This window comes from Kineococcus sp. DHX-1, assembly GCF_042473625.1.
Lineage (GTDB): Bacteria > Actinomycetota > Actinomycetes > Actinomycetales > Kineococcaceae > Kineococcus.
The window spans coordinates 3,974,958-3,995,876 of sequence record NZ_CP170445.1 but is presented as its reverse complement, the minus strand read 5'-3'; the positions used below and the strand labels follow the sequence as shown (position 1 = coordinate 3,995,876).

20 protein-coding genes and 1 riboswitch are annotated in these 20,919 nt (G+C 73.7%); of the genes, 11 read left to right on the top strand and 9 right to left on the bottom strand.

The annotated features are described in order from the left end of the window. Positions 1–20 precede the first annotated feature (20 nt). A complete protein-coding gene (locus ACFEMC_RS19195; RefSeq protein ID WP_380171101.1) occupies positions 21–1,178 on the top strand; it encodes a GNAT family N-acetyltransferase in 1,158 nt (385 codons plus the stop codon). Here ACFEMC_RS19195 and ACFEMC_RS19190 read toward each other — a convergent pair. The 3 genes from ACFEMC_RS19190 to ACFEMC_RS19180 are packed head-to-tail and all read right to left on the bottom strand — an operon-like array spanning position 1,159 to position 3,796. Then, entirely contained in the window at positions 1,159–1,959 is an 801-nt protein-coding gene (locus tag ACFEMC_RS19190) for an ABC transporter permease (RefSeq protein ID WP_380171100.1), read from the bottom strand. The genes ACFEMC_RS19195 and ACFEMC_RS19190 overlap by 20 nt on opposite strands. Further along, on the bottom strand, positions 1,956–3,005 hold the full coding sequence (locus ACFEMC_RS19185; RefSeq protein ID WP_380171099.1) for an aliphatic sulfonate ABC transporter substrate-binding protein: 1,050 nt from the start codon (positions 3,003–3,005) through the stop codon (positions 1,956–1,958). Before ACFEMC_RS19185 ends, ACFEMC_RS19190 begins: the two co-directional genes overlap by 4 nt. Before the next feature lie 44 nt (positions 3,006–3,049). After that, positions 3,050–3,796, bottom strand: a complete 747-nt coding sequence (locus tag ACFEMC_RS19180; RefSeq protein WP_380176880.1) for an ABC transporter ATP-binding protein — start codon at positions 3,794–3,796, stop codon at positions 3,050–3,052. A gap of 80 nt (positions 3,797–3,876) precedes the next feature. Next, positions 3,877–3,969: riboswitch (SAM riboswitch) on the bottom strand. Between the two features lie 97 nt (positions 3,970–4,066). Here ACFEMC_RS19180 and ACFEMC_RS19175 point away from each other — a divergent pair. The 4 genes from ACFEMC_RS19175 (at position 4,067) to ACFEMC_RS19160 (ending at position 9,171) form a co-directional block, all read left to right on the top strand. Beyond that, complete coding sequence (locus ACFEMC_RS19175) at positions 4,067–4,789, top strand: YqjF family protein (RefSeq protein ID WP_380171098.1); 723 nt, start codon at positions 4,067–4,069, stop codon at positions 4,787–4,789. Positions 4,790–4,965: 176 nt separating this feature from the next. Beyond that, positions 4,966–6,348 (top strand): hemolysin family protein, encoded by a 1,383-nt coding sequence (locus ACFEMC_RS19170; protein ID WP_380171097.1) that lies wholly within the window; start codon positions 4,966–4,968, stop codon positions 6,346–6,348. After that, the gene (locus ACFEMC_RS19165; protein ID WP_380171096.1) at positions 6,345–7,355 is read left to right on the top strand and encodes a hemolysin family protein; all 1,011 of its coding nucleotides are present in this window, start codon (positions 6,345–6,347) and stop codon (positions 7,353–7,355) included. Before ACFEMC_RS19170 ends, ACFEMC_RS19165 begins: the two co-directional genes overlap by 4 nt. Positions 7,356–7,389: 34 nt before the next feature. Continuing rightward, positions 7,390–9,171, top strand: coding sequence for a prolyl oligopeptidase family serine peptidase (locus tag ACFEMC_RS19160; protein WP_380171095.1), 1,782 nt, complete (start codon positions 7,390–7,392; stop codon positions 9,169–9,171). 41 nt (positions 9,172–9,212) lie between these two features. Here the strand turns inward: ACFEMC_RS19160 and ACFEMC_RS19155 are convergent, their stop codons facing one another. Continuing rightward, positions 9,213–9,791: a TetR/AcrR family transcriptional regulator gene (locus ACFEMC_RS19155; protein WP_380171094.1), complete on the bottom strand. Its 579-nt coding sequence runs from the start codon at positions 9,789–9,791 to the stop codon at positions 9,213–9,215. 83 nt (positions 9,792–9,874) lie between these two features. Here ACFEMC_RS19155 and ACFEMC_RS19150 point away from each other — a divergent pair, with 83 nt between their 5' ends. Then, positions 9,875–10,900 carry an aldo/keto reductase gene (locus ACFEMC_RS19150; protein WP_380171093.1) on the top strand — a complete coding sequence of 342 codons (1,026 nt, stop codon included), beginning with the start codon at positions 9,875–9,877 and terminating at the stop codon, positions 10,898–10,900. Between the two features lie 18 nt (positions 10,901–10,918). Here ACFEMC_RS19150 and ACFEMC_RS19145 read toward each other — a convergent pair whose 3' ends face one another. The 3 genes from ACFEMC_RS19145 to ACFEMC_RS19135 are packed head-to-tail and all read right to left on the bottom strand — an operon-like array spanning position 10,919 to position 13,893. Then, positions 10,919–12,160, bottom strand: coding sequence for an Nramp family divalent metal transporter (locus tag ACFEMC_RS19145; RefSeq protein ID WP_380171092.1), 1,242 nt, complete (start codon positions 12,158–12,160; stop codon positions 10,919–10,921). A gap of 51 nt (positions 12,161–12,211) precedes the next feature. Beyond that, positions 12,212–12,679, bottom strand: coding sequence for a GNAT family N-acetyltransferase (locus tag ACFEMC_RS19140; protein WP_380171091.1), 468 nt, complete (start codon positions 12,677–12,679; stop codon positions 12,212–12,214). Next, complete coding sequence (locus tag ACFEMC_RS19135; protein ID WP_380171090.1) at positions 12,676–13,893, bottom strand: MFS transporter; 1,218 nt, start codon at positions 13,891–13,893, stop codon at positions 12,676–12,678. The genes ACFEMC_RS19140 and ACFEMC_RS19135 overlap by 4 nt, the downstream gene beginning before the upstream one ends. A 212-nt stretch (positions 13,894–14,105) precedes the next feature. On the opposite strand from ACFEMC_RS19135, the gene ACFEMC_RS19130 reads away from it, so the two are divergent. Then, a complete protein-coding gene (locus ACFEMC_RS19130; RefSeq protein WP_380171089.1) occupies positions 14,106–15,659 on the top strand; it encodes a DUF4038 domain-containing protein in 1,554 nt (517 codons plus the stop codon). A gap of 31 nt (positions 15,660–15,690) precedes the next feature. On the opposite strand, the gene ACFEMC_RS19125 is transcribed toward ACFEMC_RS19130, so the two are convergent. Beyond that, complete coding sequence (locus ACFEMC_RS19125) at positions 15,691–17,325, bottom strand: ABC-F family ATP-binding cassette domain-containing protein (RefSeq protein ID WP_380171088.1); 1,635 nt, start codon at positions 17,323–17,325, stop codon at positions 15,691–15,693. Between the two features lie 33 nt (positions 17,326–17,358). Between ACFEMC_RS19125 and ACFEMC_RS19120 the strand changes: the two genes are divergently transcribed. From ACFEMC_RS19120 to ACFEMC_RS19110, 3 genes are all read left to right on the top strand, one after another. After that, positions 17,359–18,105, top strand: coding sequence for a class I SAM-dependent methyltransferase (locus tag ACFEMC_RS19120; RefSeq protein WP_380171087.1), 747 nt, complete (start codon positions 17,359–17,361; stop codon positions 18,103–18,105). 142 nt (positions 18,106–18,247) lie between these two features. Further along, positions 18,248–18,559 carry a hypothetical protein gene (locus ACFEMC_RS19115; protein WP_380171086.1) on the top strand — a complete coding sequence of 104 codons (312 nt, stop codon included), beginning with the start codon at positions 18,248–18,250 and terminating at the stop codon, positions 18,557–18,559. Between the two features lie 324 nt (positions 18,560–18,883). Beyond that, complete coding sequence (locus ACFEMC_RS19110; RefSeq protein ID WP_367636574.1) at positions 18,884–19,024, top strand: hypothetical protein; 141 nt, start codon at positions 18,884–18,886, stop codon at positions 19,022–19,024. On the opposite strand, the gene ACFEMC_RS19105 is transcribed toward ACFEMC_RS19110, so the two are convergent. After that, positions 18,990–19,574, bottom strand: a complete 585-nt coding sequence (locus ACFEMC_RS19105; protein WP_380171085.1) for a hypothetical protein — start codon at positions 19,572–19,574, stop codon at positions 18,990–18,992. The two genes, ACFEMC_RS19110 and ACFEMC_RS19105, sit on opposite strands and share 35 nt — an antisense overlap. Positions 19,575–19,629: 55 nt before the next feature. Here ACFEMC_RS19105 and ACFEMC_RS19100 point away from each other — a divergent pair, with 55 nt between their 5' ends. Further along, the gene (locus ACFEMC_RS19100) at positions 19,630–20,916 is read left to right on the top strand and encodes a uracil-xanthine permease family protein (protein ID WP_380171084.1); all 1,287 of its coding nucleotides are present in this window, start codon (positions 19,630–19,632) and stop codon (positions 20,914–20,916) included. The last annotated feature ends 3 nt before the right edge of the window (positions 20,917–20,919 follow it).

Genomic DNA, 20,919 nt, shown 5'->3' with positions numbered 1-20,919 from the left:
ACCGAGGGAACGAGTGCCGCATGGACCTGCACGTCACCGAGCACCGGCAGCTCACCGCGGTGCAGAAGCTCGCCCACGACTGGCAGGCGCTGCACGACGCCGCCGGCGAGGCCAACCCCTTCACCGGACCCGACTGGGCGCTCACCTGGCTGGACCACTTCGCCGGCGACCCCCGCCACGAACCCCTCGTGCTGGAGGTCCGCGACGGCGACCGCCTCGTCGGCATCGCCCCGCTCTACCGCCGCTCCGTGCTGCGCGGTCTGGCGACGCTCGTGCAGCCCATCGGCACCGGCAGCCTGTGGATCGGGCCGTACGAGCAGCCCGCCCTGCTGACCGACCCGACGTGCGCCCGCGACGTCGCGCGTGCCGTCGTCGGCCACCTCTGCGCCGACCCGACGGGCTGGGACGTGGCGCAGTTCGCCCTCGGCGAGAACGTCCCGTGGTTCGAGCCGGAGTGGCTGCCGGACTGGTCCTACACCCTCCTGCAGCGGCGCACCCGGCCCTCGGCGGTGTTGCGCCTCGAAGGCGTCGACAACGTCTACGCCGGCCGCCGGAACCTCAAGGAGTCGTTGCGGCGCGCCCGGAACCGGCTCACGCGGGAGGTCGGTGCCGACGGCTGGTCCGTGCGCCGGGTCACCGACCCCGCGCTCCTGCCCGCGGCGTTCGACCGGCTCGTCGCCCTGCACGGGGAACGCTCGCAACTGCGCGACGGCCGTCCCGTGCACGCCGACATCTACGCCGACCCCCGCGTGCTCGCCTACCTGCGCGACGTCGTGACCCGCGCCGGGGAGCACGGCGGCGCGAGCGTCTACGAACTGCTCGTCGGCGAGACCGTCGAGGCCAGCCAGCTCGTCCTGCACACCCGATCGGCCAGCTACTCCTCGACGTCCGGGGTGTCCGAACGCGCGTGGCCGTACTCGGCCGTGACCTACCTGCTGTCCCTCGCCGTAAAGGACGCGCAGGAGGCCGGACACCGGGTGCTGAACCTGTCGACCGGCCCCAACCAGGCCAAGCTCCGGTGGACCGACGAGGTGCGCACGTCGACGGAGTTCGCCGTCGTCGGACGGCGCCGTCGGTCGAAGGCGCTGACGCTCGCGCTCGACGCGCACGCCGTCCTCGCCGGTTTCGCCGAGGCGCGGCGTGCGCACCGGGTCCGACTCACTCCCGGGAGGCCTTGACCCGGTTCTCCACCACGCCGAGGACCAGGTCGGTCGCCTTGCCCAGCAGCGCCAGCAGGATGATCGCCAGCAGCACCTGGTCGGTGCGGGACGTGTTCTGCCCGTTCGTCATCTGGAACCCCAGACCGATCGAGGAGGAGATCAGCTCCGCGGCGACGAGGAACAACCAGCTCTGCGCCAGGCCCAGCCGCAACCCCGACAGCAGGGTGGGAGCGGTGGCGGGCAGCAGGACCGACGTGAAGAGGCCGAGCCCCCGCCGGCCGTAGGCGCGGCCGACCTCGACGAGGGCGGGGTCCAGGTGGGTCATGGCCGACAGCACCGTCGTGTAGACGGGGAAGAACGCGCCGATCGCGACGAGGGTGATCTTCGGCGGCTCGCCGAGCCCGATCCACAGGCCCAGCAGCGGCACCCAGGCCAGGGACGGCACGGCGCGGAGGGCACCGAGCGTGGGGGACAGCAGGCGGTAGGCGGTCACGGAGGAACCGGTCAGGCCCCCGACGACGAGACCCGCCACTGCGCCGCAGGCGAAACCGACGAGCACCCGCTGCACGCTGATCGCGATGTTCAGCTGCAGGGCGCCTGTCGCCCACAGCTGCTGCGCCGCGGTGAAGACGTCGACGGGCGGGGGCAACTGGCTGGGCGGAAAAGCCCCCACCGCGGTGGAGATCCACCAGGCGCCGACGAGGGCGACGGGGACGACGGCTCCCAGGACCCAGCCCGGGCGGGACCGCCGCTGCGGGGTGGCCTCCCCGTCCGCCCGCGTCGCCGTCGCCGTGCTCACGCGGCGCTCGCCTTCTGCGCGAACTCCGGCACCAGCAGGGTGTCGAGGGCCTTGCGCGCCGCGTCCTCCGACGGCACGTCGCCCGTCGCGGCCATGAGCGGGACGATCCCCGACAGCACGGTCCGCTGCGCGTCGCCGGGAACCCCGTCCAGGTCGAGCGTCGTGCGCTCCAGCACGCGGGCGGCCACCTCCGGTGACAACTGCGCCGTCGTGGCGTAGAGGGTGGCGAGGTCGGCGGGGTTCGCCAGGGCCCACGCGCGGGCCTTCGCGTAGGCGTCGACGACCTGCTGGACGAGGCCGGGGGAGTTCTGGACGAACTCCTCGCGAGCGTTCAGCACGCCGTAGGTGTTGAAGTCGACGTTGCGGTAGAGCAGCTTCGAGCCCGACTGGAGCTCGGTCGCGGCCATGTTCGGGTCCAGGCCCGCCCACGCGTCGACGTCCCCGCGTTCGAGGGCGGCGCGACCGTCGGCGTGCTGGATGTTGAGGATCTCGACGTCGGTGCCGGACAACCCCGCCTGGGCCAGGGCCTGCTGCAGGAAGAAGTACGGGTCGGTGCCGGTCGTGGCGGCGATCTTCGCGCCGCGCAGACCCGCGACGTCGGTGACCGTCGAGTCCTTGCCCACGACGAGTGCGGTCCACTCCGGCTGGGAGTACACCTCGACGGTCTGCACGGGGGAGCCGTTGGTCCGGGCCTGCAGCACGGCCGACCCGGCGGTGGAGGCGAGGTCGAGGTTCCCGTTGCGGAGGAACTCGTTGGCCTTGTTGCTGCCCTGGGACTGCTCCCACTGGACGGTCAGCCCCGCGTTCTCGAGCAGCTTCTGCTCGCGCACCACCAGGCTCAGGGGGTTGTAGAGGGCGTAGTCGAGGCGGACGCGGTCGCCACCGCCCGAGCCCGATCCGGTCGCGGCGGCGGGGCTGCCGGAGGACGACTCGCCCTGGACGCAGGCGGCCGCGGTGAGCGCGAGACCGCCGAGACCGAGGCCGAGGAGGGCGCGACGGGTGGTCGCCGACGTGGACGAGGACGTGGAGGAGGGCAGCGTGGACACAGGTCTCCCGGGGACGTGGGGGGTGGGTGCGGTGTGGAGGTGCGTCAGGCGGAGCGCGGGACGCCGAGCAGGTCGAGCAGTTCGACGCGCAGCCGGGCCGTGGCGGCGTCGGCGCGGTCGCGCGGGCGGGGGGCGTCGACGGCGAGGTCGCGGACGATGCCGGCACCGTCCGCGTTCTCGTCGGCACGTCCCAGCACGAGGACGCGGTCGGCGAGGTGCAGCGCCTCGTCGACGTCGTGGGTGACGAAGACGACGGTCGCGCCGGTGCTGCGCTGCACGTCGTCGAGGAGGTCCTGCATCTTCAGGCGGGTCAGCGCGTCGAGCGCCGCGAACGGCTCGTCGAGCAGGAGCACCCCGGGCCGACGGACGAGGGCGCGCGCCAGGGCCGTGCGCTGGGCCATGCCCCCGGAGACGCGGCGCGGCCGGTGGTCGGCGAACTCCTCGAGCCCGACGACCTCGAGCCAGCGCAGCACCTCGGCCCGGCCTGCCGCGCGGTCGGTCCCGCGGGGCAGGCCGAAGGCGACGTTCCCGGCGAGGTCGCGCCACGGCAGCAGGCGCGGCTCCTGGAACACGACGGCCGTGCGCGGGTGGACGCCGCGGACGGGCTGCCCGGCGACCTCCACCGTCCCCGTCGTCGGGGTGTCGAGGCCGGCGATCAGGCGCAGCAGCGTGGACTTGCCGCAGCCGGAGGCGCCGACGAGGGCGACCGTGCTGCCCGCGGCGAGGTCGAGGTCGAGCGGGGCGAGGACCCGGCGGCCGCCGAAGGAACGGCTCACCCCGCGCAGGGTCACGCCGGCGGCGTCGACCCGGTCGGCGGGTGCCGTGGGCGCAGGAGCGGTCGCAGGTGTCACGGGTGTCGTCGTCACGATCTCCTCCATCGGCCCCGGCATGAGCACCACACCTCACGAGGAGGCGGTTGCTGCGGCGTCGTCGAGCCAGGTCTCTCGGCCGCTCTGGATGGTGGCGTCACTGTAGGCCAGCTGTGGGGGTGCTGCCGAACCGGTCGCCGGTCCGCGGGGCGACGGGTCGCCGGACGGCACCCCCTCGGGCACCCTGATCCGGTGATCGACCGCCTGCCCTCGCCCGAGGCCGTCGCCCTCACCGGGCCGGTGATGATGCACCAGCACTGGGACGACCTGGCGTTCCTGCACTGGGCCGTCGACCCCCAGCGCATCGCCCCGTTCATGCCGCCCGGGGTGCGCCCCGACGTGCTCGACGGCGCCACCTACGTCGGACTCATCCCCTTCACCCTCCGCGGTGCCGGGCCGGGCCGGCGGGTCAGCGTGCCGTACGCGGGGACGTTCCTCGAGACCAACGTCCGTTTCTACTCCGTCGACGACGAGGGACGGCGCGGCGTCGTCTTCGCGAGCCTGGACGCGAGCCGGCTCGCGGTCGTGCTGGGTGCGCAGCTGGCGTTCGGGCTGCCCTACCGGTGGTCGCACATGCGTCACGCGATCCGCGTCCGCGGGGGCGCGCGGGAACTGCTCTGGACGTGCCGGACGCGGGAGGGCGTGACCAGCCGCGTCGCCGTCCGCGAGGGCGGCACGGCGGTCGACGACCTGGGCGTGTTCCTCACCTCCCGCTTCGGTCTGCACGCCGCGCACCTGGGCCGGACCTGGTGGATCGCCAACGAGCACGAGCGGTGGCCGCTGCGGTCGGCGGAACTGCTGGAACTGGACGACGGTCTCGTGGGAGCCGCGGGGGTGCAGGTCAGCGGCGCGCCCGACCACGTCGCGTTCGCCCGCCGCGTGACGACGCGCTTCGTCCTGCCCCGGCCGGTCTGACGCGGACGCAACGACGGGGTGCCGCGGGAACTCCGTCGTGCCATGCTCCGTTCACCGTTCAGCAGACCCGTTCCCGAGACCAGGAGAGGACCGCCGCCGCCGATGCGCGACGACGATCACGCCGACGACCCTTCAAGTCCCTGCGCGGGTGCGCCCGGCCACGGTGAGGTGATCCCGTGACCGACGTGCTCGCACTGCTCCTCGGTGTCGTGGTGGTCCTCGCGATCACCGCGGCCACGGCCTACTTCGTGGCCCAGGAGTTCGCCTACATGTCGGTGGACCGCTCGGGCCTGGGGGCCCGTGCCGAGTCCGGTGACCCCGGCGCGGTCCGCGCGCTCGCGGTCACGCGCCGCACCTCCTTCATGCTCTCCGGAGCACAGCTCGGCATCACCGTCACGGGCCTGCTCGTCGGGTACGTGGCCGAACCGCTCATCGGGGAGTCCCTCGGGTCGCTCCTCGGCGGCGTCGGCATCCCCAGCGGGGTCGGGATCGCCGTCGGTGGCGTCGTGGCGCTCGTGTTCTCCACGTTCGTCCAGATGCTGTTCGGCGAGCTGTTCCCGAAGAACCTGGCCATCGCCAAGCCCGAACCGGTGGCGTCGTGGCTGAGCCGTTCCACGCTGGCCTACCTCAAGGTGTTCGGCTGGCTGATCTGGTTCTTCGACCAGTCCTCCAACGCCCTGCTGCGCGCGCTGAAGATCGAACCCGTCCACGACGTCGAGCACGCCGCGACGCCGAAGGACCTCGAGGCGATCGTCGAGGAGTCCCGCGAGAGCGGTGACCTGCCCGACGACCTGGCCGTCCTGCTCGACCGCATCCTCGACTTCCCGCAGCAGGACGTCGAGCACGCGATGATCCCGCGTTCGCGCGTGGACACCGTCGACGAGTCCGCCGACCTCGGTCTCGTGCGCGCGCTCATGGCCGTCGGGCACTCCCGCTACCCGGTGCTCGCGGCCGGTTCGGGGGACGTCCTGGGCGTCGTCCACCTCGCCGACCTCCTCGCCACGCAGGAGGAGGACAGTGCGCCGGTCACCCGCATCATGCGGCCCGCGCTCGTCGTCTCGACGCTCACGCGGCTGCCGGACGTGCTGCGGCAGCTGGGGGACTCCCGCAACGAGCTCGCCTGCGTCGTCGACGAGTACGGCGGGTTCTCCGGTGTCGTCACCGTCGAGGACCTCGCCGAGGAACTCGTCGGCGAGATCACCGACGAGCACGACGAGGACAACCCGACGTACATCCCCGTCGAGGGAGACGGCGTGTGGGAGATGTCCGGGGAGGTGCACGTCGACGAGGTCGAACGCTCGCTCGGGGTGGACCTGCCGCGCGGGGACTACGAGACGATCGCCGGTCTCGTCATCGCCGCCCACGGCGGGCTGCCCGAGAAGGGCACCGAGCTCGACGTGGAACTCCCGCTCGACCTCGGCGAGCTCGACCCCGAACCGCAGGTCCTGCACGTCCGGGTCCTGTCCGTCGAACGGCACGTGCCCGGCCGGGTGCGGCTGGAACTGACCGGTGCCGCCGCCGCGGACGCCGCCACCGACCACGAAGGAGGTGACGCATGACTGACAACCCCGTCGTCGTCGTCGTCGCGACGGTCGTCATCGTCGCGGCGAGCGCGTTCTTCGTGGCCGTCGAGTTCGCCCTGCTGGGCGCCAAGCGGCACCGCCTCGAGGAGGCCGCGGGCACCGTCTCCGGGCGCGCCGCGCTGCGCAGCTCGCACGAGCTGACCGTCCTGCTGGCCGGGTCCCAGCTCGGGATCACCGCCTGCGTGCTGCTGCTGGGGGCCATCAGCAAACCGGCCGTCCACCACTGGCTGACCCCGCTGTTCGAGTCCGCGGGGCTGCCGCTCGTCGCGGCCGACGTCCTCGGGTTCGTCCTGGCGCTGTTCGTCGTGACGTTCATCCACCTCGTCGTGGGGGAGATGGCGCCGAAGTCCTGGGCCATCGCCCACCCCGAGCGGTCGGCCCTGCTGCTGGCCGTCCCGATGCGCGGGTTCATGTGGTTGTTCCGTCCCGTCCTGAAGCTGCTCAACTCCGCGGCCAACGTCCTGGTGCGCAAGGTCGGCGCGACCCCCACCGAGGAGGTCGTCGTCGGGCACAGCCCGGACTCGCTGCGACACCTCCTGGAGCACTCCACGAACGTCGGTGCGCTGGACGCGAAGTTCTCCGCTCAGCTGTCCGGGGCGCTGGACCTGCAGCGCCTCGTGGTGCGGGACCTGTTGCGCCCCGGCGCGACGCCGGCGAGCGTGCCGGCGGGCGCGACCGTCGAGCAGGTGCGGGACCTGTCCCGCAGCACCGGCCACCTGCGGATCCTCGTGGGCTCGACCGACGACCTGCACGGCATCGTCCACGTCCGGGACACCCTCACCGAACCGGACGAGGCGCCGACGGCGGAGTTCGTGCGGCCCGTCTTCACGCTCGACGGCGGCACCACGCTGCACGTCGCGCTGACGCGCATGCGGGAGACGAGCAACCACCTCGCGGTCGTCACCGACGGGGGCCGGGTCGAGGGTGTCGTGACCCTGTCCGACGTCCTGCGCCGGCTGTTCCCCGCACCCGCGCCCGCCTGAGACGAGCCGTTCCGCGGGTGGCACGATCGGTCGGGTGAGCGAACCTGAGGTCCCCGTCTGGGAGAAGCGGTTCCGGGCCGGTCGTGTCGGACTGCCGGAGTGGGCGCTCGAGGCGCCCGACCGCTGCGTCGTCGTGGCCAGCGTCGCGGGAGTGCTCGAGGTGCACTCCTTCGACGCCGGCAGCGGCGAGCTGCGGCGGCTGACCGACCGGCCGGAGGGCACGTCGAGCGCCACGATCGACGACGCCGGCGAGTTCGTCTGGTGGTTCGACGACACCGCGGGCGACGAGTACGGCGTGTGGCGGCGGCAACCCTTCGGCTCGGCGCCCGGAGAGGACGTCGAGGACCCGCTGGGGCTGCCCGCCGCCTACCCGGCGGGTCTGGCGATCGGGCGCAGCGGAACCGTGGTCGTCGGCTCGCAGGACGACGACTACGGGACCCGCATCGACGTGGTCACCCCCTCAGGGACCCGTCGGCTCTACGAGCACCGCGAGGACGCCTGGGCCGGCGACCTGTCCCCGGACGAGCAGTGGGTCGCGATCGCGCACTCCGAGCGTGGCGACTCCCGCCACCCCGACCTGCGCGTGCTGTCGCTGGCCGACGGCTCGACCGTCGCGGAACTGTCCGACGGCCCCGGCAAGGGGGTGTCCCCGATCGGTTTCTCGCCCGTGCGCGGCGACGCGCGGCTGCTCGTCGAGCACGAACGCGCCGGCCGTCCCGAACTGCTCGTCCTGGACCTGCGGACGGGGCGGGAGGTGCAGATCGCGCTGGGGGTTCCCGGCGAGGTCGCCGGGGCGGAGTGGACGCAGGACGCGACCGGCCTCGTCGTGCTGCTCGACCACGAGGCCCGCACCCTGGCCTACCGCTTTGACCTCGGGACGGGGGTCGTCACCCAGGTCGGGCCCACGACGGGCAGCGTCGGCGGCGCGACGGCCCGCCCCGACGGCGACGTGTGGCTCACCTGGTCCTCCGCCGCGCAGCCCTCGACGGTGCGCCGGCTCGACGGTTCCGTCCTGCTGCGCGCGCCCGGCGAACCCGCTCCGCCGTCGGTCGAGGTGTCGGACGTGTGGGTCGACGGGCCCGGCGGCCGCATCCACGCGTTGCTGCGCCGTCCCGCGGGGTCCTCGGGCCCGCTGCCGACGGTCGTGGAGGTGCACGGCGGGCCGACGGCCCACGACGCCGACGCGTTCCGGTCGTACTGCGCGACGTGGGTGGACGAGGGGTTCGCCGTCGTGCAGGTGAACTACCGCGGGTCCACGGGGTACGGCTCGGCCTGGCGCGACGCCCTCGAGGCGCGCGTCGGCCACGTCGAGCTCGAGGACGTCGCGGCGGTCGCGGACCACCTCGTCTCCACGGGGGTCGCCGACCCCGACCGGCTCGTCCTCGCCGGGGCGTCGTGGGGCGGTTTCCTCACGCTGCTCGGCGTGGGGACGCAGCCGGAGCGCTGGGCCGTCGGGCTCGCCGGGGTTCCCGTCGCGGACTACGTCGCGGCGTACGAGGACGAGATGGAGGGCCTCAAGGCCTTCGACCGCTCGCTGTTCGGCGGGTCGCCCACCGAGGTGCCGGAGAAGTACGCCGACTCCTCGCCGCTCACGTACGTCGACGCCGTCCGCGCCCCGGTGCTCGTGCTCGCCGGCCGCAACGACCCGCGCTGCCCGATCCGGCAGATCGACAACTACCTGGAGCGGCTCGCCGCGCGCGGGGCGACGCACGAGGTGTACCGGTACGACGCGGGCCACGGGTCGCTGCTCGACGACGAGCGGGTGCGGCAGATGCGCGTGGAGCTCGACTTCGTGCGGCGGCACCTGCCGGCCTGAGGGCCCCCGGTGGGAGAGATCGTCGACGCAGGCAGCTCCACCTACGAGCCGGTTGCGTCGACGAACCCGCCCGCCCGGGCGCCGAAGCGGAGGCCGGCGAGGAGGAGCTCGACGACGCGGGCGGTGTAGTCCTCGTCCGGCGTCGAGAGCCGCGACAGCGTCGTCAGCAGTTCCTCCGGGCTCAGCGGGTTCGCGACCTCACCCGCGGCGGCGGCCGCCTCGAGCAACCCCTCGAGGGCGGGCACGAGGTGCCCGGAGAAGTAGGCGGGCAGCGGCTCGAAGGCCGGATCGCCGGAGTGGAGGGCGGCGGACAGGCCGCGCTTGGCCGCGACGAACCCCGTGTAGCGCAACAGCCAGCGCCGCAACGCCTCCAGGGGCGGGTGCTGCTGCGCCAGGACGGGAGCCTCGGCGGCGCACGCGTCGACCTCGTGGCGGAAGACCGCGACCACCAGGTCCGAGCGTTGCGGGAAGTGCCGGTAGACGGTGCCGACCCCCACGCCGGCCTGCGCGGCGATCTCGCGCACGGGGGCGTCGACGCCGGCGGAGGCGAAGACGTCGCGGGCGGCGGCGAGCAGTGCGTCGACGTTGCGCTGCGCGTCGGCGCGGACCTTGCGTTCCACGGGTGACCCCCCTTGCGTAACCGGAACAACGTTCCGTACTGTTCCGGAAGAACGTTCCGCTTCATCGTCCCACGGAGGATCCCGTGCAGTACCGCACCCTCGGCCGCACCGGCATCAAGGTCAGCCCCTTCGCCCTCGGCGCCATGATGTTCGGCCCCATCGGCAACCCCGACCACGACGACGCCGTCGCGATCGTCCACCGCGCCCTCGACGCGGGGGTGAACTTCCTCGACACCGCGGACTTCTACTCCCACGGCGAGTCCGAGGAGATCGTCGCGAAGGCGATCGCCGGCCGCCGCGACGACGTCGTGCTGGCCACCAAGTTCCACCTGCCGATGGGGCAGGACCCGAACATGCGCGGGAACTCCCGCCGCTGGATCGTGCGCGCGGTCGAGGACTCCCTGCGTCGCCTCGGCACCGACCACGTCGACCTCTACCAGGTGCACCGCCCCGACCCGGACACCGACGTCGAGGAGACGCTGTCGGCGCTCACCGACCTCGTCCGCGCGGGCAAGGTCCGCGCGATCGGGACGTCCAGCTTCCCGGCCAGCGAGATCGTCGAGGCCCAGTGGGTCTCCGAGCGCCGTGGGCTGGAGCGCTTCCGCACCGAGCAGCCGACGTACTCGTTGCTCAACCGCGGCATCGAGAACGAGGTGCTGCCCGTCGCCCAGCGGTACGGGATGGGCACCCTCGTGTACTCCCCGCTCGCGGGCGGGATGCTCACCGGGCGCGTCCGCCGGGGCCAGGCCCCCGACGTCAACCGGGCCGCGATGTTCCGCTACTTCGCCGACGAGCGCCGCCTCGAGGCCGTCGAGCAGTTCGTGGCGCTCGCGGACGAGGTCGGCGTGAAGCTCACGCACCTCGCGCTCGCGTTCGTCCTGGCCCACCCCGGCGTCACGTCGGCGATCCTCGGCCCCCGCACCCGCGAGCAGCTCGACGACCTGCTGGCCGCGGCGGACGTCGCGCTCGACGACGCCGTGCTGGACCGGATCGACGCGATCGTCGCGCCCGGTGAGGACGTCGGCCTGCTCGACATGCAGTACCGGACGCCCGCGGTCACCGACGCCGCCCTGCGGCGCCGACCGCTCGCCGCCCGGTCCGCCGCCTGACGGGTCTCGCGCGTCGCGTCAGCCGAAGAACGTCAGGTAGAGCAGGGCGACGTTGAGCGCCACCACGAGCCCCACGGCCACGACCGCGAGAACCCGCGTGAGGGGCCGGTTGGCGTGGTCTCCCATGAGGTCGCGCGAGCTCGTGAGCCGCACCAGGGGGACGAGGGCGAAGGGGATCCCGAAGCTCAGGACGACCTGCGACACGACGAGGGCGCGGGTCGGGTCCACCCCCATCCCCAGGCACACGAGGGCGGGGACGAGGGTGACGACGCGGCGCAGCAGCAGGGGCACCTCGATCCGCAGCAGCCCCTGCATGATGACTGCGCCCGCGTACGCGCCGACCGACGTCGAGGCCAGGCCGGAGGCGAGCAGGCCGATCGCGAACAGCAGGGCGGCGCCGGTGCCGAGGTGGGCGGCGACGGCGGCGTGCGCCCCCTCGAGGGTGTCGGTGCCCTCCACTCCGCGCAGCGCCGAGGCGGCCAGCAGCAGCATCGAGATGTTGACCAGGCCTGCGACGACGAGCGCTGCGACCACGTCGATCCTCGTGGCGCCGAGGATCCGGCGGGTGTCGCGGGCGGCGACGGTGCCGTGGTGGTCGCGGGCCATCGCCGAGTGCAGGTAGACGGCGTGCGGCATGACGGTGGCGCCCAGCATGCTGGCGGCGAGCAGCACGGTCTCGGCGCCGTCGAAGCGGGGGACGAGACCGGCGAGCGCCTCGCGCGTGTCGGGTGGGGACAGAAAGTTGCTGGAGACGAAGCCGACGACGATGATCAGCAGGAACCCCATGATCACCGCTTCGAAGCGGCGGACGCCCGTGCGGCTCTGCAGGGCCAGCATGAGCAGCGAGACCACGCCGGTCACGACCCCGCCCACCAGCAGGTCCCAGCCGAAGAGCAGGTTCAGGGCGACGGCCCCGCCGATCACCTCGGCCAGGTCGGTCGCGATCGCGACGAGTTCGGCCTGGCCCCAGAACGCCAGCCGGGCCTTGCGTCCGAGCCTGTCCCGCAGCACCTCGGGCAGGGTGCTGCCGCTGACGACGGCGAGCTTGGCGGACAGGTACTGCACGAGGACCGCCATCCCGTTCGCCGCGACGAGCACCCACAGCAGCAGGTACCCGTAGCCGGCGCCGGCCGTGAGGTTGGCGGCGACGTTGCCCGGGTCGACGTAGGCGATGGCGGCGACGAACGCCGGGCCGAGCAGGCGCAGGAGCCCGGCGCGGCCGGGGCGGGCGGGCGCTGAGGCGCGGGCGTCCGTCGTCATGCCCCCATCATGCACGAGAGTTCGGTGCACCGAACTCTGGTGTTCGTGAGCTCACAGGTCCTTGGCGTAGCAGACGGACAGCGGGCTGTCGGCCCACGGCCCGAAGTTCGTCGTCCGCGCGTAGCCGAGCGCCTCGTACAGCGCCATCGCCTCGGGCTGCCGGGTCCCCGTCTCCAACCGCACGCGATCGGCGCCGGCCTGCCGGGCCGCGTCCTCGAACGCCGCGACGAGGGCGCGGGCGACGCCCCGGCCGCGGAACCGCTCCTGCACGAACACCCGCTTCATCTCCACGGTGCGGGTCCAGCCGGGTTCGTCGACGTCCACGCGGGCGATGCACCCGGCGGGCTCCCCGTCGACCGTCGCGAGGTGGAACACGACGTCCCCGTGGATCGGGTAGTCCTCCCACGGCTCGCCCGGGTCGCGGTAGCGACGGTTCAGCTCGAGCACCGCCGCAGCCACGAGCGCGTCGAGCTCGGGGTCACCGCTCTTCCGCTCCTCGACCTGGAGGCCTGCCGTCACTGCTCCACGCTCGCACGCAGCCGGCGACGGCGCTGGGCGGGGAGGGCCGCGACCTGCGGGTCGATGGGCGCACGACCGTTCTTGTCCGCACGCGTGGCCTCGCCGAGGATCGCCAGGCCCAGCAGCGCCAGGACGAGCGCGACGAGCGCGGGGGAGGCGTAGCCGAAGCCGGCGTCGATGACGAGACCGCCCAGGAAGGCGCCCATCGCGTTGCCGATGTTGAACGCCGCCTGCATCGCGGCCGAGGCCATCGACGCGCCACCGCCCGCCGCGAGGATGCCGCGGGTCTGGATCGGGGCGGACATGACGAACCCGACGAACGCGAACGAGAACACGCCGGCCGCGGCGACCCAGGCGTGGTCGGCGAAGAGGAACAGCAGCCCGAACACGGCGGCCTGGGCGACGAACCCGACCGCCAGCGTCCGGTAGGGCCGCCAGTCGGCGAGACGGCCGCCGACGAGGTTGCCGAACGTCGCGCCGAGGCCGAACAGGACGAGCACCCAGCTGACGGACCCCTCGGAGTACCCGGCGACCTCGGTGAGCAGCGGCGCGACGTAGCTGAGGACGGTGAACAGGCTCGCGAACCCGACCGTCGTGATGAGCAGCGTCCACCACACCTGACCGCGGCGGAACGCGGCGAACTCCGAGCGCAGCGACCCGGTGCGCGTCTCGACCTCCGGCACCATGACGGCGATCGCGGCGATGGTCACCAGGCCGATGACGCCCACGAGTGCGAACGTCAGCCGCCAGCCGAGCTGCTGCCCGACGTAGGTGCCGGCGGGGACGCCGACGACGTTCGCGACGGTCAGCCCCGTGAAGACGAGGGCCAGGGCCTGGCCCTGCCGTCCGGGCGGGGCGATCTTGCGGGCCACGACCGCGCAGGCGCCGAAGAACGCGCCGTGCGAGAGGCCGGACAGGAACCGTGCGCCGATGAGCGCCTCGAACCCGGGGGCGAGGGCGGTCGCCGCGTGCCCGGCCACGAACAGGCCCATGAGCGCGGTGAGCACGCGCTTGCGCGGCCACGAGTGGGTCAGGGCGGTCAGCGTCGGGGCGCCGACGACGACACCCAGCGCGTACGCCGAGATCAGCCAGCCGGCCGCGGCGATCGACACGTCGAAGCTCTCCGCCATCTGGGGCAGCAGCCCCATGGCGACGAACTCGGTCGTCCCGATGCCGAAGGCACCGACGGCGAGGGCCAGGATGGCGAGAGGCACAGGCGGGTCTTCCTCGGGGTTCGCAGGGTGGTCGCGGCAGGTGGGAGCGACGTCGGTCCCTCCCCGGCATCATCGCGTCCCGGGGCCACGATGTTCCACCCGGTCGGCACCCGGACCCGGAATCGTTGGTGGACAACCAGTCCCGGGCGTGGCGGGATCACCTCACGGATCCCTCAGGCGCGCGCCGCCGGGCGACGGTCCAGGATGGCCGGGTGACGAACCCCACGACGCCGTGGTCCCCGCACGAGATCGTGCTCACCGCCGAGCACGACCACCCCGAGCCCTACACCGGTGTCGAGGTGTGGGCCACGTTCACCCACGACTCCGGACGCGTCCTGCGCCGCCCCGCCTTCTGGGACGGCGGCGCGACGTGGCGCGTCCGGTTCGCCTCACCCGGTCTGACCGGCCGGTGGACGTGGGAGAGCGCCGCCTCCGTCGACGACGCGGGCCTCGCGGGCGTCACCGGCTCCCTCGCGGTGGACGGCGAGGGGGAGGGCGTGTTCGGCCGCCACGGGTTCTGGCGGATGTCGCAGGAGGGCCGCCACCTCGTCCACGCCGACGGCACCCCCGCGTTCCTCGTCGCCGACACCGCGTGGGCGTTGCCGTGGCGGGCGACGCCGGAGCAGGCCGAGACCTACGCCGCCGACCGCGCCGCGAAGGGGTTCAACGCCGTCCTGCTCATGAGCGTCCAACCCGACTCCGGCGCCCGCGGCCCCGCCGACCGGACCGCGGACGAGGGGTTCGCCGTCGCGTTCGAGGACCTGCCCGACCTCACGCTGCGGCGGCTGCGGCCGGAGTACTTCGCCGAGCTCGACGTGCTCGCCGCGACGCTCGTCCGGCACGGGATCGTCCCCGTCTGGCAGCCGGTGTTCCAGGGGTTCGGCTGGAAGGGGCTGCGGACCGCGGGCGCGGAGGTCCCGCCGGAGGACTACGCGCGGTACTGCCGCTACCTCCTCGCCCGGTACGGCGCCGCACCCGCCGTCTGGCTCGTCGGTGCGGACCGGTTCGGCGACGAGCCCCAGGTCGCCGCCGGGGGCGCCGAGGTCCAGGCCTGGGACGACCTCGCCCAGCCCACCGGGATCCACTACGCCCCCTTCGGCAGCAACCGCGCCCACCAGGACGCCGACTGGCTCGACTTCCAGTGGTGCCAGACCGGCCACCTCGGTGACCACGTGCCCGAACGCGTCGCCGACATGGCGCGCAACCTGCCCGCCAAGGCCGTCGCCAACGGGGAACCCTCCTACGAGGGGACGCGCGTCGAGGGTTTCGCGGGCGGCTGGTGGCAGGGCCACGAGGCGTGGAGCAACTTCTGCGCCGGCGCGACGATGGGCGTCGTCTACGGCGCGGGCAGCCTGTGGCAGTGGCAGCTGCGGCCCGACGAGGCCGGTCAGTCCCCGTACTTCTCCGCCCCCGGCGCCGGCTGGCGCGAGGCCCTCGACTTCGAGGGGTCGAGGTACCCCGGGGTCCTCGCCCGGGTCCTGCACGGCCTGCCGTTCACCGGTGCCGTCCCGGACTGGACGCGCACCGGGAACCCGCGCAACGTCGTCGTGCCGGGGGTGTTCTTCCTGTCCTACGTCGCGGGCGGCGGGAACCTGCGGATCGTCTTCCCCGCCGACGTCCCGCGGCCCTACCGCGTCGTGGACCCGCGGACCGGGGAGGTGCTGGAACGCGGGGAGCTGTCCGAGGACGGGACCGTGCGCGGCCCCGGCGGCGCGCCCCGCGTCGTGGTGTTCTGCGACGACTTCAGCGGGTCCGCGATCGCCTGACGCCGGCCGACCCTGACCGGAGGGGGCGCCGTCAGAGCTCGGTGACCCGCCCGCCGTCGACGACGAGGCGCCGCGTCACGTGCACGGCCTCGAGCAGCCGGCGGTCGTGGCTGACGAGCAGCAGCGTCCCGGCGTAGCTCGCGAGGGCCTGCTCGAGCTGCTCGATGGCGGGCAGGTCGAGGTGGTTGGTGGGTTCGTCGAGGACCAGGAGGTTCACCCCGCGCGCCTGCAGCAGGGCGAGGGCGGCGCGGGTGCGTTCGCCCGGGGACAGGCTCGCGGCGGTGCGGCCGACGTGGTGGGCGCCGAGGCCGAACTTGGCCAGCAGGGTCCGGACGTCGGCGTCGGGCTGGTCGGGCACCTCGTCGCCGAACGCGCGGGCGAGGGTGCGCTCGTCGAGGAACGCGCCGCGGGCCTGGTCGATCTCCCCGACCCGCAACCCGGAACCCGTTGCGGCGGAACCGGTGTCGGGGCCGATGCGGCCGAGCAGCAGGTTCAGCAGCGTCGACTTGCCGGCCCCGTTGGGTCCTGTCACGGCGACCCGGTCACCCGCGTCGACGGCGAGGGTCACCGGACCCAGCGTGAACTCCCCGCGCCGCACGACGGCCTCGCGCAGCGTCGCGACGACCGACCCCGACCGCGGGGCCGCCGCGATGGACATCTGCAGCGCCCACTCCTTGCGGGGTTCCTCGACGACCTCGAGGCGTTCGATCATCCGGTCGGTCTGCTTGGCCTTGGCGGCCTGCTTCTCGCTGCCCTCGCGCATCTTGGCGCGGATGTTCTTGTCGGGGTCGCCCTTGCGGACGGCGTTGCGCACGCCCTGCGCCATCCAGCCGCGCTGCATCCGGGCGCGCGCCTCCAACCCCGACTTCGTCTCGGCGTAGTCCTCGTAGGCCTCCCGGGCGTGGCGGCGCTGCACGTCGCGTTCGGCGAGGAACGCCTCGTACCCGCCGCCGACGACGCGGACGAGCTGCTGGGCCAGGTCGAGTTCGACCACGCGGTCGGCGGTGCGCGCCAGGAACTCCCGGTCGTGGCTGACGACGACGGCGGGGGAGCGCAGGTCGGTGACGAACCGCTCCAACCGGGCGAGGCCGTCGAGGTCGAGGTCGTTGGTGGGTTCGTCGAGCAGGAACACGTCGTAGCGCGACAGCAGCAGCGCCGCGAGCCCGGCGCGCGCGGCCTGCCCGCCGGACAGGGACGTCATGAGGGCCTCGGCGGACACCGTCAACCCGAGGTCGGCGAGGACCTCGCCGGTGCGCTCGTCGAGGTCGGCGCCACCGAGCGCGAGCCAGCGGTCGAGGGCGTCGGCGTACCGGTCGTCGGCGCCCGCGACCCCCTCGCCGAGGGCCGCGGCGGCGTCGTCCATCTCGGTCGTCGCGGCGGTGACGCCCGTGCGGCGGCCGAGGAACTGCCCGACGGTCTCGCCGGGTCGGCGCTCGGGTTCCTGCGGCAGGTACCCGACGGTGGCGGTGGGCGGGGACAGCGAGACGCTGCCGGTCTCGGGGCGGTCCAGGCCGGCCAGCAGCTTGAGCAGCGTCGACTTGCCCGCACCGTTCGCGCCGACGAGGCCGACGACGTCGCCGGGCGCGACGACGAGGTCCAGGCCGGAGAACAGCGCCCGCGTCCCGTGGGCGGCGCTGAGGTCCTTGGCGACGAGGGTGGCGGTCACACGCGGCATTCTCCCCCGGAGCAGGATGGGGCCGTGGCCACCGAACCCAGCGAGCCGTACGACCTCGACGCGCACGCCCGTTCCTTCGGCGCCGCCGCGGACGCCTACGCCCGGGCCCGCCCCGGCTACCCCGACGACGCCGTCGACTTCCTCGTCGGTCCCGCCCGTCGTGTGCTCGACCTCGGCGCCGGGACGGGGAAGTTCACGGCCTCCCTCGCGGCGCGCGCTCTGGACGTCGTGGCCGTCGAACCGTCGACCCGGATGCTGGCGCAACTGCGGGCCGCGCTCCCGGGGGTCGAGGCGCACGAGGGCAGCGCGGAGGCGACGGGCCTGCCGGACGCGTCCGTCGACGCCGTCGTCGTGGCGCAGGCCTGGCACTGGGTCGACCCGGCGCGCGCGGTCCCGGAGGTGGCCCGCGTGCTGCGGCCGGGCGGGACGCTGGGGCTGGTGTGGAACGTGCGGGACGAGTCGGTCCCCTGGGTCTCGCGGGTCTGGGAGATCGCCCAGCAGGGCAGCGAGCACGAGATGCGCGCCTCGGTCGAGACCGTCGGGGCACCCTTCGGCGCTCCAGAACACTTCCGGACCCGCTTCGAGCACGCGACCGACCGGGCGGGGGTCCTGGACCTCGTCGCCTCCCGCAGCTACGTCATCGTGCTGCCGCAGGACGAGCGCGCCGCGGTGCTCGACGGCATCGCCCAGGTCCTCGACGAGGAGTTCCCGGACGGCGGCGAGATCCGGCTCCCGTACGTCACCCACTGCTCGCGCTTCACCCTGAGTTGACCTGCGTCACAGGCAGTCACGGCGACACGCGGGGGACGACGGACATCGCCCGATCGGCTCCGGAACCCGGTCCCGGTGGGGCAGACTCCCCCCAGGGTGCCGGGGGGCGCCGATCCGAGCGGGTGACCAGCGGGGGTGCGGCGTGACCGTCGTGGAGTGGGAAAAGACCGGCGCGTGGGACGGGACCGGACCGGTCGTCCGCCGTCCTCGGGTGGACCGTCACCGGCTGGCCGCGGCCGCCCTGTCCGTGCTGTGGCCGGGTCTCGGCCACGCCTACCTGGGCCGGACCGCCGCCGCGGTGGCCCTCGTCACCGCCCAGGTGCTGCTCGTCGTGCTGACCGTCCTGCCCCAGGCCTGGCGGGTGACCCTGCCGGCCTGGGCCGTGCTCGTGGCGCTCGCCGCGGCCACCGCCTGGCGCGCTGCGCGCAGCCCGGAGGACCCTCCCGCGGCGTGACGGCCCGACCGTCCCTCGACGGTCGCCAGATGGGTCCGTGAGTTTCCGTCCGTGGCCCCAGACGAAGTCCCGGGTCGCGCTGGCCGACGACCGCACGCCGGAGGAGGAGCCCCTCCCGCGTGGGAAAAACTTTCCGCCCTTCCACGGCGGGTGCCGGGGCGGAGAGCACGACTTCCGCCCTCAACGGGGAAGGGCGGAAGTCGTGCTTCCCGCCGCCCGAGGGCCCCTCGGAAGGGCGGAAAGAGTGTTTTCCACGCGGGAGGCGGATCGCGGCGCGGACTCTCGGAGGGGGTGGGCGGGCGGTGGGGCGCTTAGGCTCGCCGTGTGAAGTGGGTGCTGATCCTCATCGTCGTCGCGATCGCGGTCGTGATCGCCGTCCGCAAGCTCAAGGGGTCCGGGACGTCGCTGCGCGACGCGGACCCGCGCAAGCTCAGGGACGAGTTCCGGAAGCACTCCGGCGACTGACGACCACCAGCACGACGAGCGCCACGGCCGAGCCGGTGGTGCCGAGCACCATGTCGCCGAGGGTGTCCTCGTAGGCGGTCTCGATCTCGGTGCCGTGGCGGATGAACGTCCACCACTCGCCGATCTCCCACAGCAGCGCCAGCAACGCCCCGCCGCCGACGGCGGTCACGGCCCGGGCCCACTGCGGCCGGACCGCGGCGAGCCGCAGCACGACGCCGAGCCCGAGCGTCAGCAGGCACCAGTTGCCGAAGTGCAGCAGGTCGTCCCACCAGACGACCCGGTCGTACAGGTCGAGCGTGTTCCCCGTGACGTCGACGAGGAACGGCAGCATGACGAGCGTGAAACCGCCCCACGGCGCGGGACGGGACCCCCGGTGCACGGCGAACCAGACGCCCGGGACGAAGAGCATCATCAGCGGGTAGAACACGAGCCGGGCGCCGAAGGCCTTGCCTGCGAACTGGGGCAGGTCCCGCGCGAACGTCGCGACGAGCAGTTGCCCCACCGTCAGGGCGAGGACCAGGGCGGGAACGGTCCACCGGGGCGTGCGCATCCCCATAGTCTTCCGCGGGGCCCGCGGCGGACGGGCCGGAACGAGAGGACGTGCGATGGCAGGGACCACCTCGAGGACGGGCTGGCGGCTCCACGGTGACGGACGGTCGGTCTCCCCGGGTGAGGTCGTCGCCCCCGACGAACGCCTCTCGTGGGGCCGGACCGTCGGCATCGGGTTGCAGCACGTCGTCGCGATGTTCGGCTCGACGGTCCTCGTCCCGGCGCTCACGGGGTTCCCCGTCGCCACGACGCTGTTCTTCTCCGCCGTCGGCACCGCGCTGTTCCTGCTCGTCACGCGCAACCGGCTGCCCAGCTACCTGGGGTCCTCCTTCGCTTTCATCGCGCCGATCCTCGCCAGCTCGTCGGGCTCGGCGACCGGCGGCGTCCTCGTCACCGGTCTGCTGCTGGCCGTCGTCGGCCTCGTGGTGCACCTCGTCGGGTCCCGCTGGATCGACGTCGTCATGCCGCCGGTCGTCACCGGCACGATCGTGGCGCTCATCGGCCTGAACCTCGCGCCCGCGGCGTGGGGGACGACGGAGACGTCCGGTTTCCGGGCCGACCCGCTCGGCGGGATCGTCACCCTGCTCGCGATCGCCCTGGCCAGCGTGCTGTTCCGCGGGCTGCTCGGGCGGCTCGCGATCCTGCTCGGCGTCGCCGTCGGGTACGCCGTCGCGGCCCTGCGGGGGCTCGTCTCCTGGACCGCCGTGGAGCAGGCCGCGTGGGTGGGCCTGCCGGAGTTCCGGGCGCCGCAGGTGCACCTCGACGAGCTCGCGCTGTTCCTGCCCGTCGTGTTCGTCCTCGTCGCCGAGAACGTCGGGCACGTGAAGTCGGTCGCCGCGATGACCGGCCGCGACCTCGACCCGCTCGCGGGCCGGGCGCTGCTCGCCGACGGTCTGGCCACCACGCTGGCCGGCCTGGGCGGCGGCTCGGGGACGACGACGTACGCGGAGAACATCGGCGTCATGGCGGCCTCGAAGGTGTACTCGACCGCGGCCTACTGGGTCGCGGCCGCCGGGGCCCTCGTCCTGTCGTTCTCGCCCAAGTTCGGGGCGCTCATCGGATCCATCCCGCCCGGGGTCCTCGGCGGTGCCGCGACCCTGCTGTACGGGATGATCGGGGTCCTCGGCGCCCGCATCTGGGTGCAGAACAAGGTCGACTTCTCCGACCCGGTGAACCTCACGACCGCGGCCGTCGCGCTCATCGTCGGCATCGCGAACTACACCCTCACCACCTCGGGCGGGCTCACGTTCGCGGGCATCGCGCTCGGCACGGTCGCCGCCATCGGCATCTACCACGTCATGCGCGCCGTGGGCCGGGCGCGCGGGACGGTCAGCGCGAGCTGACGT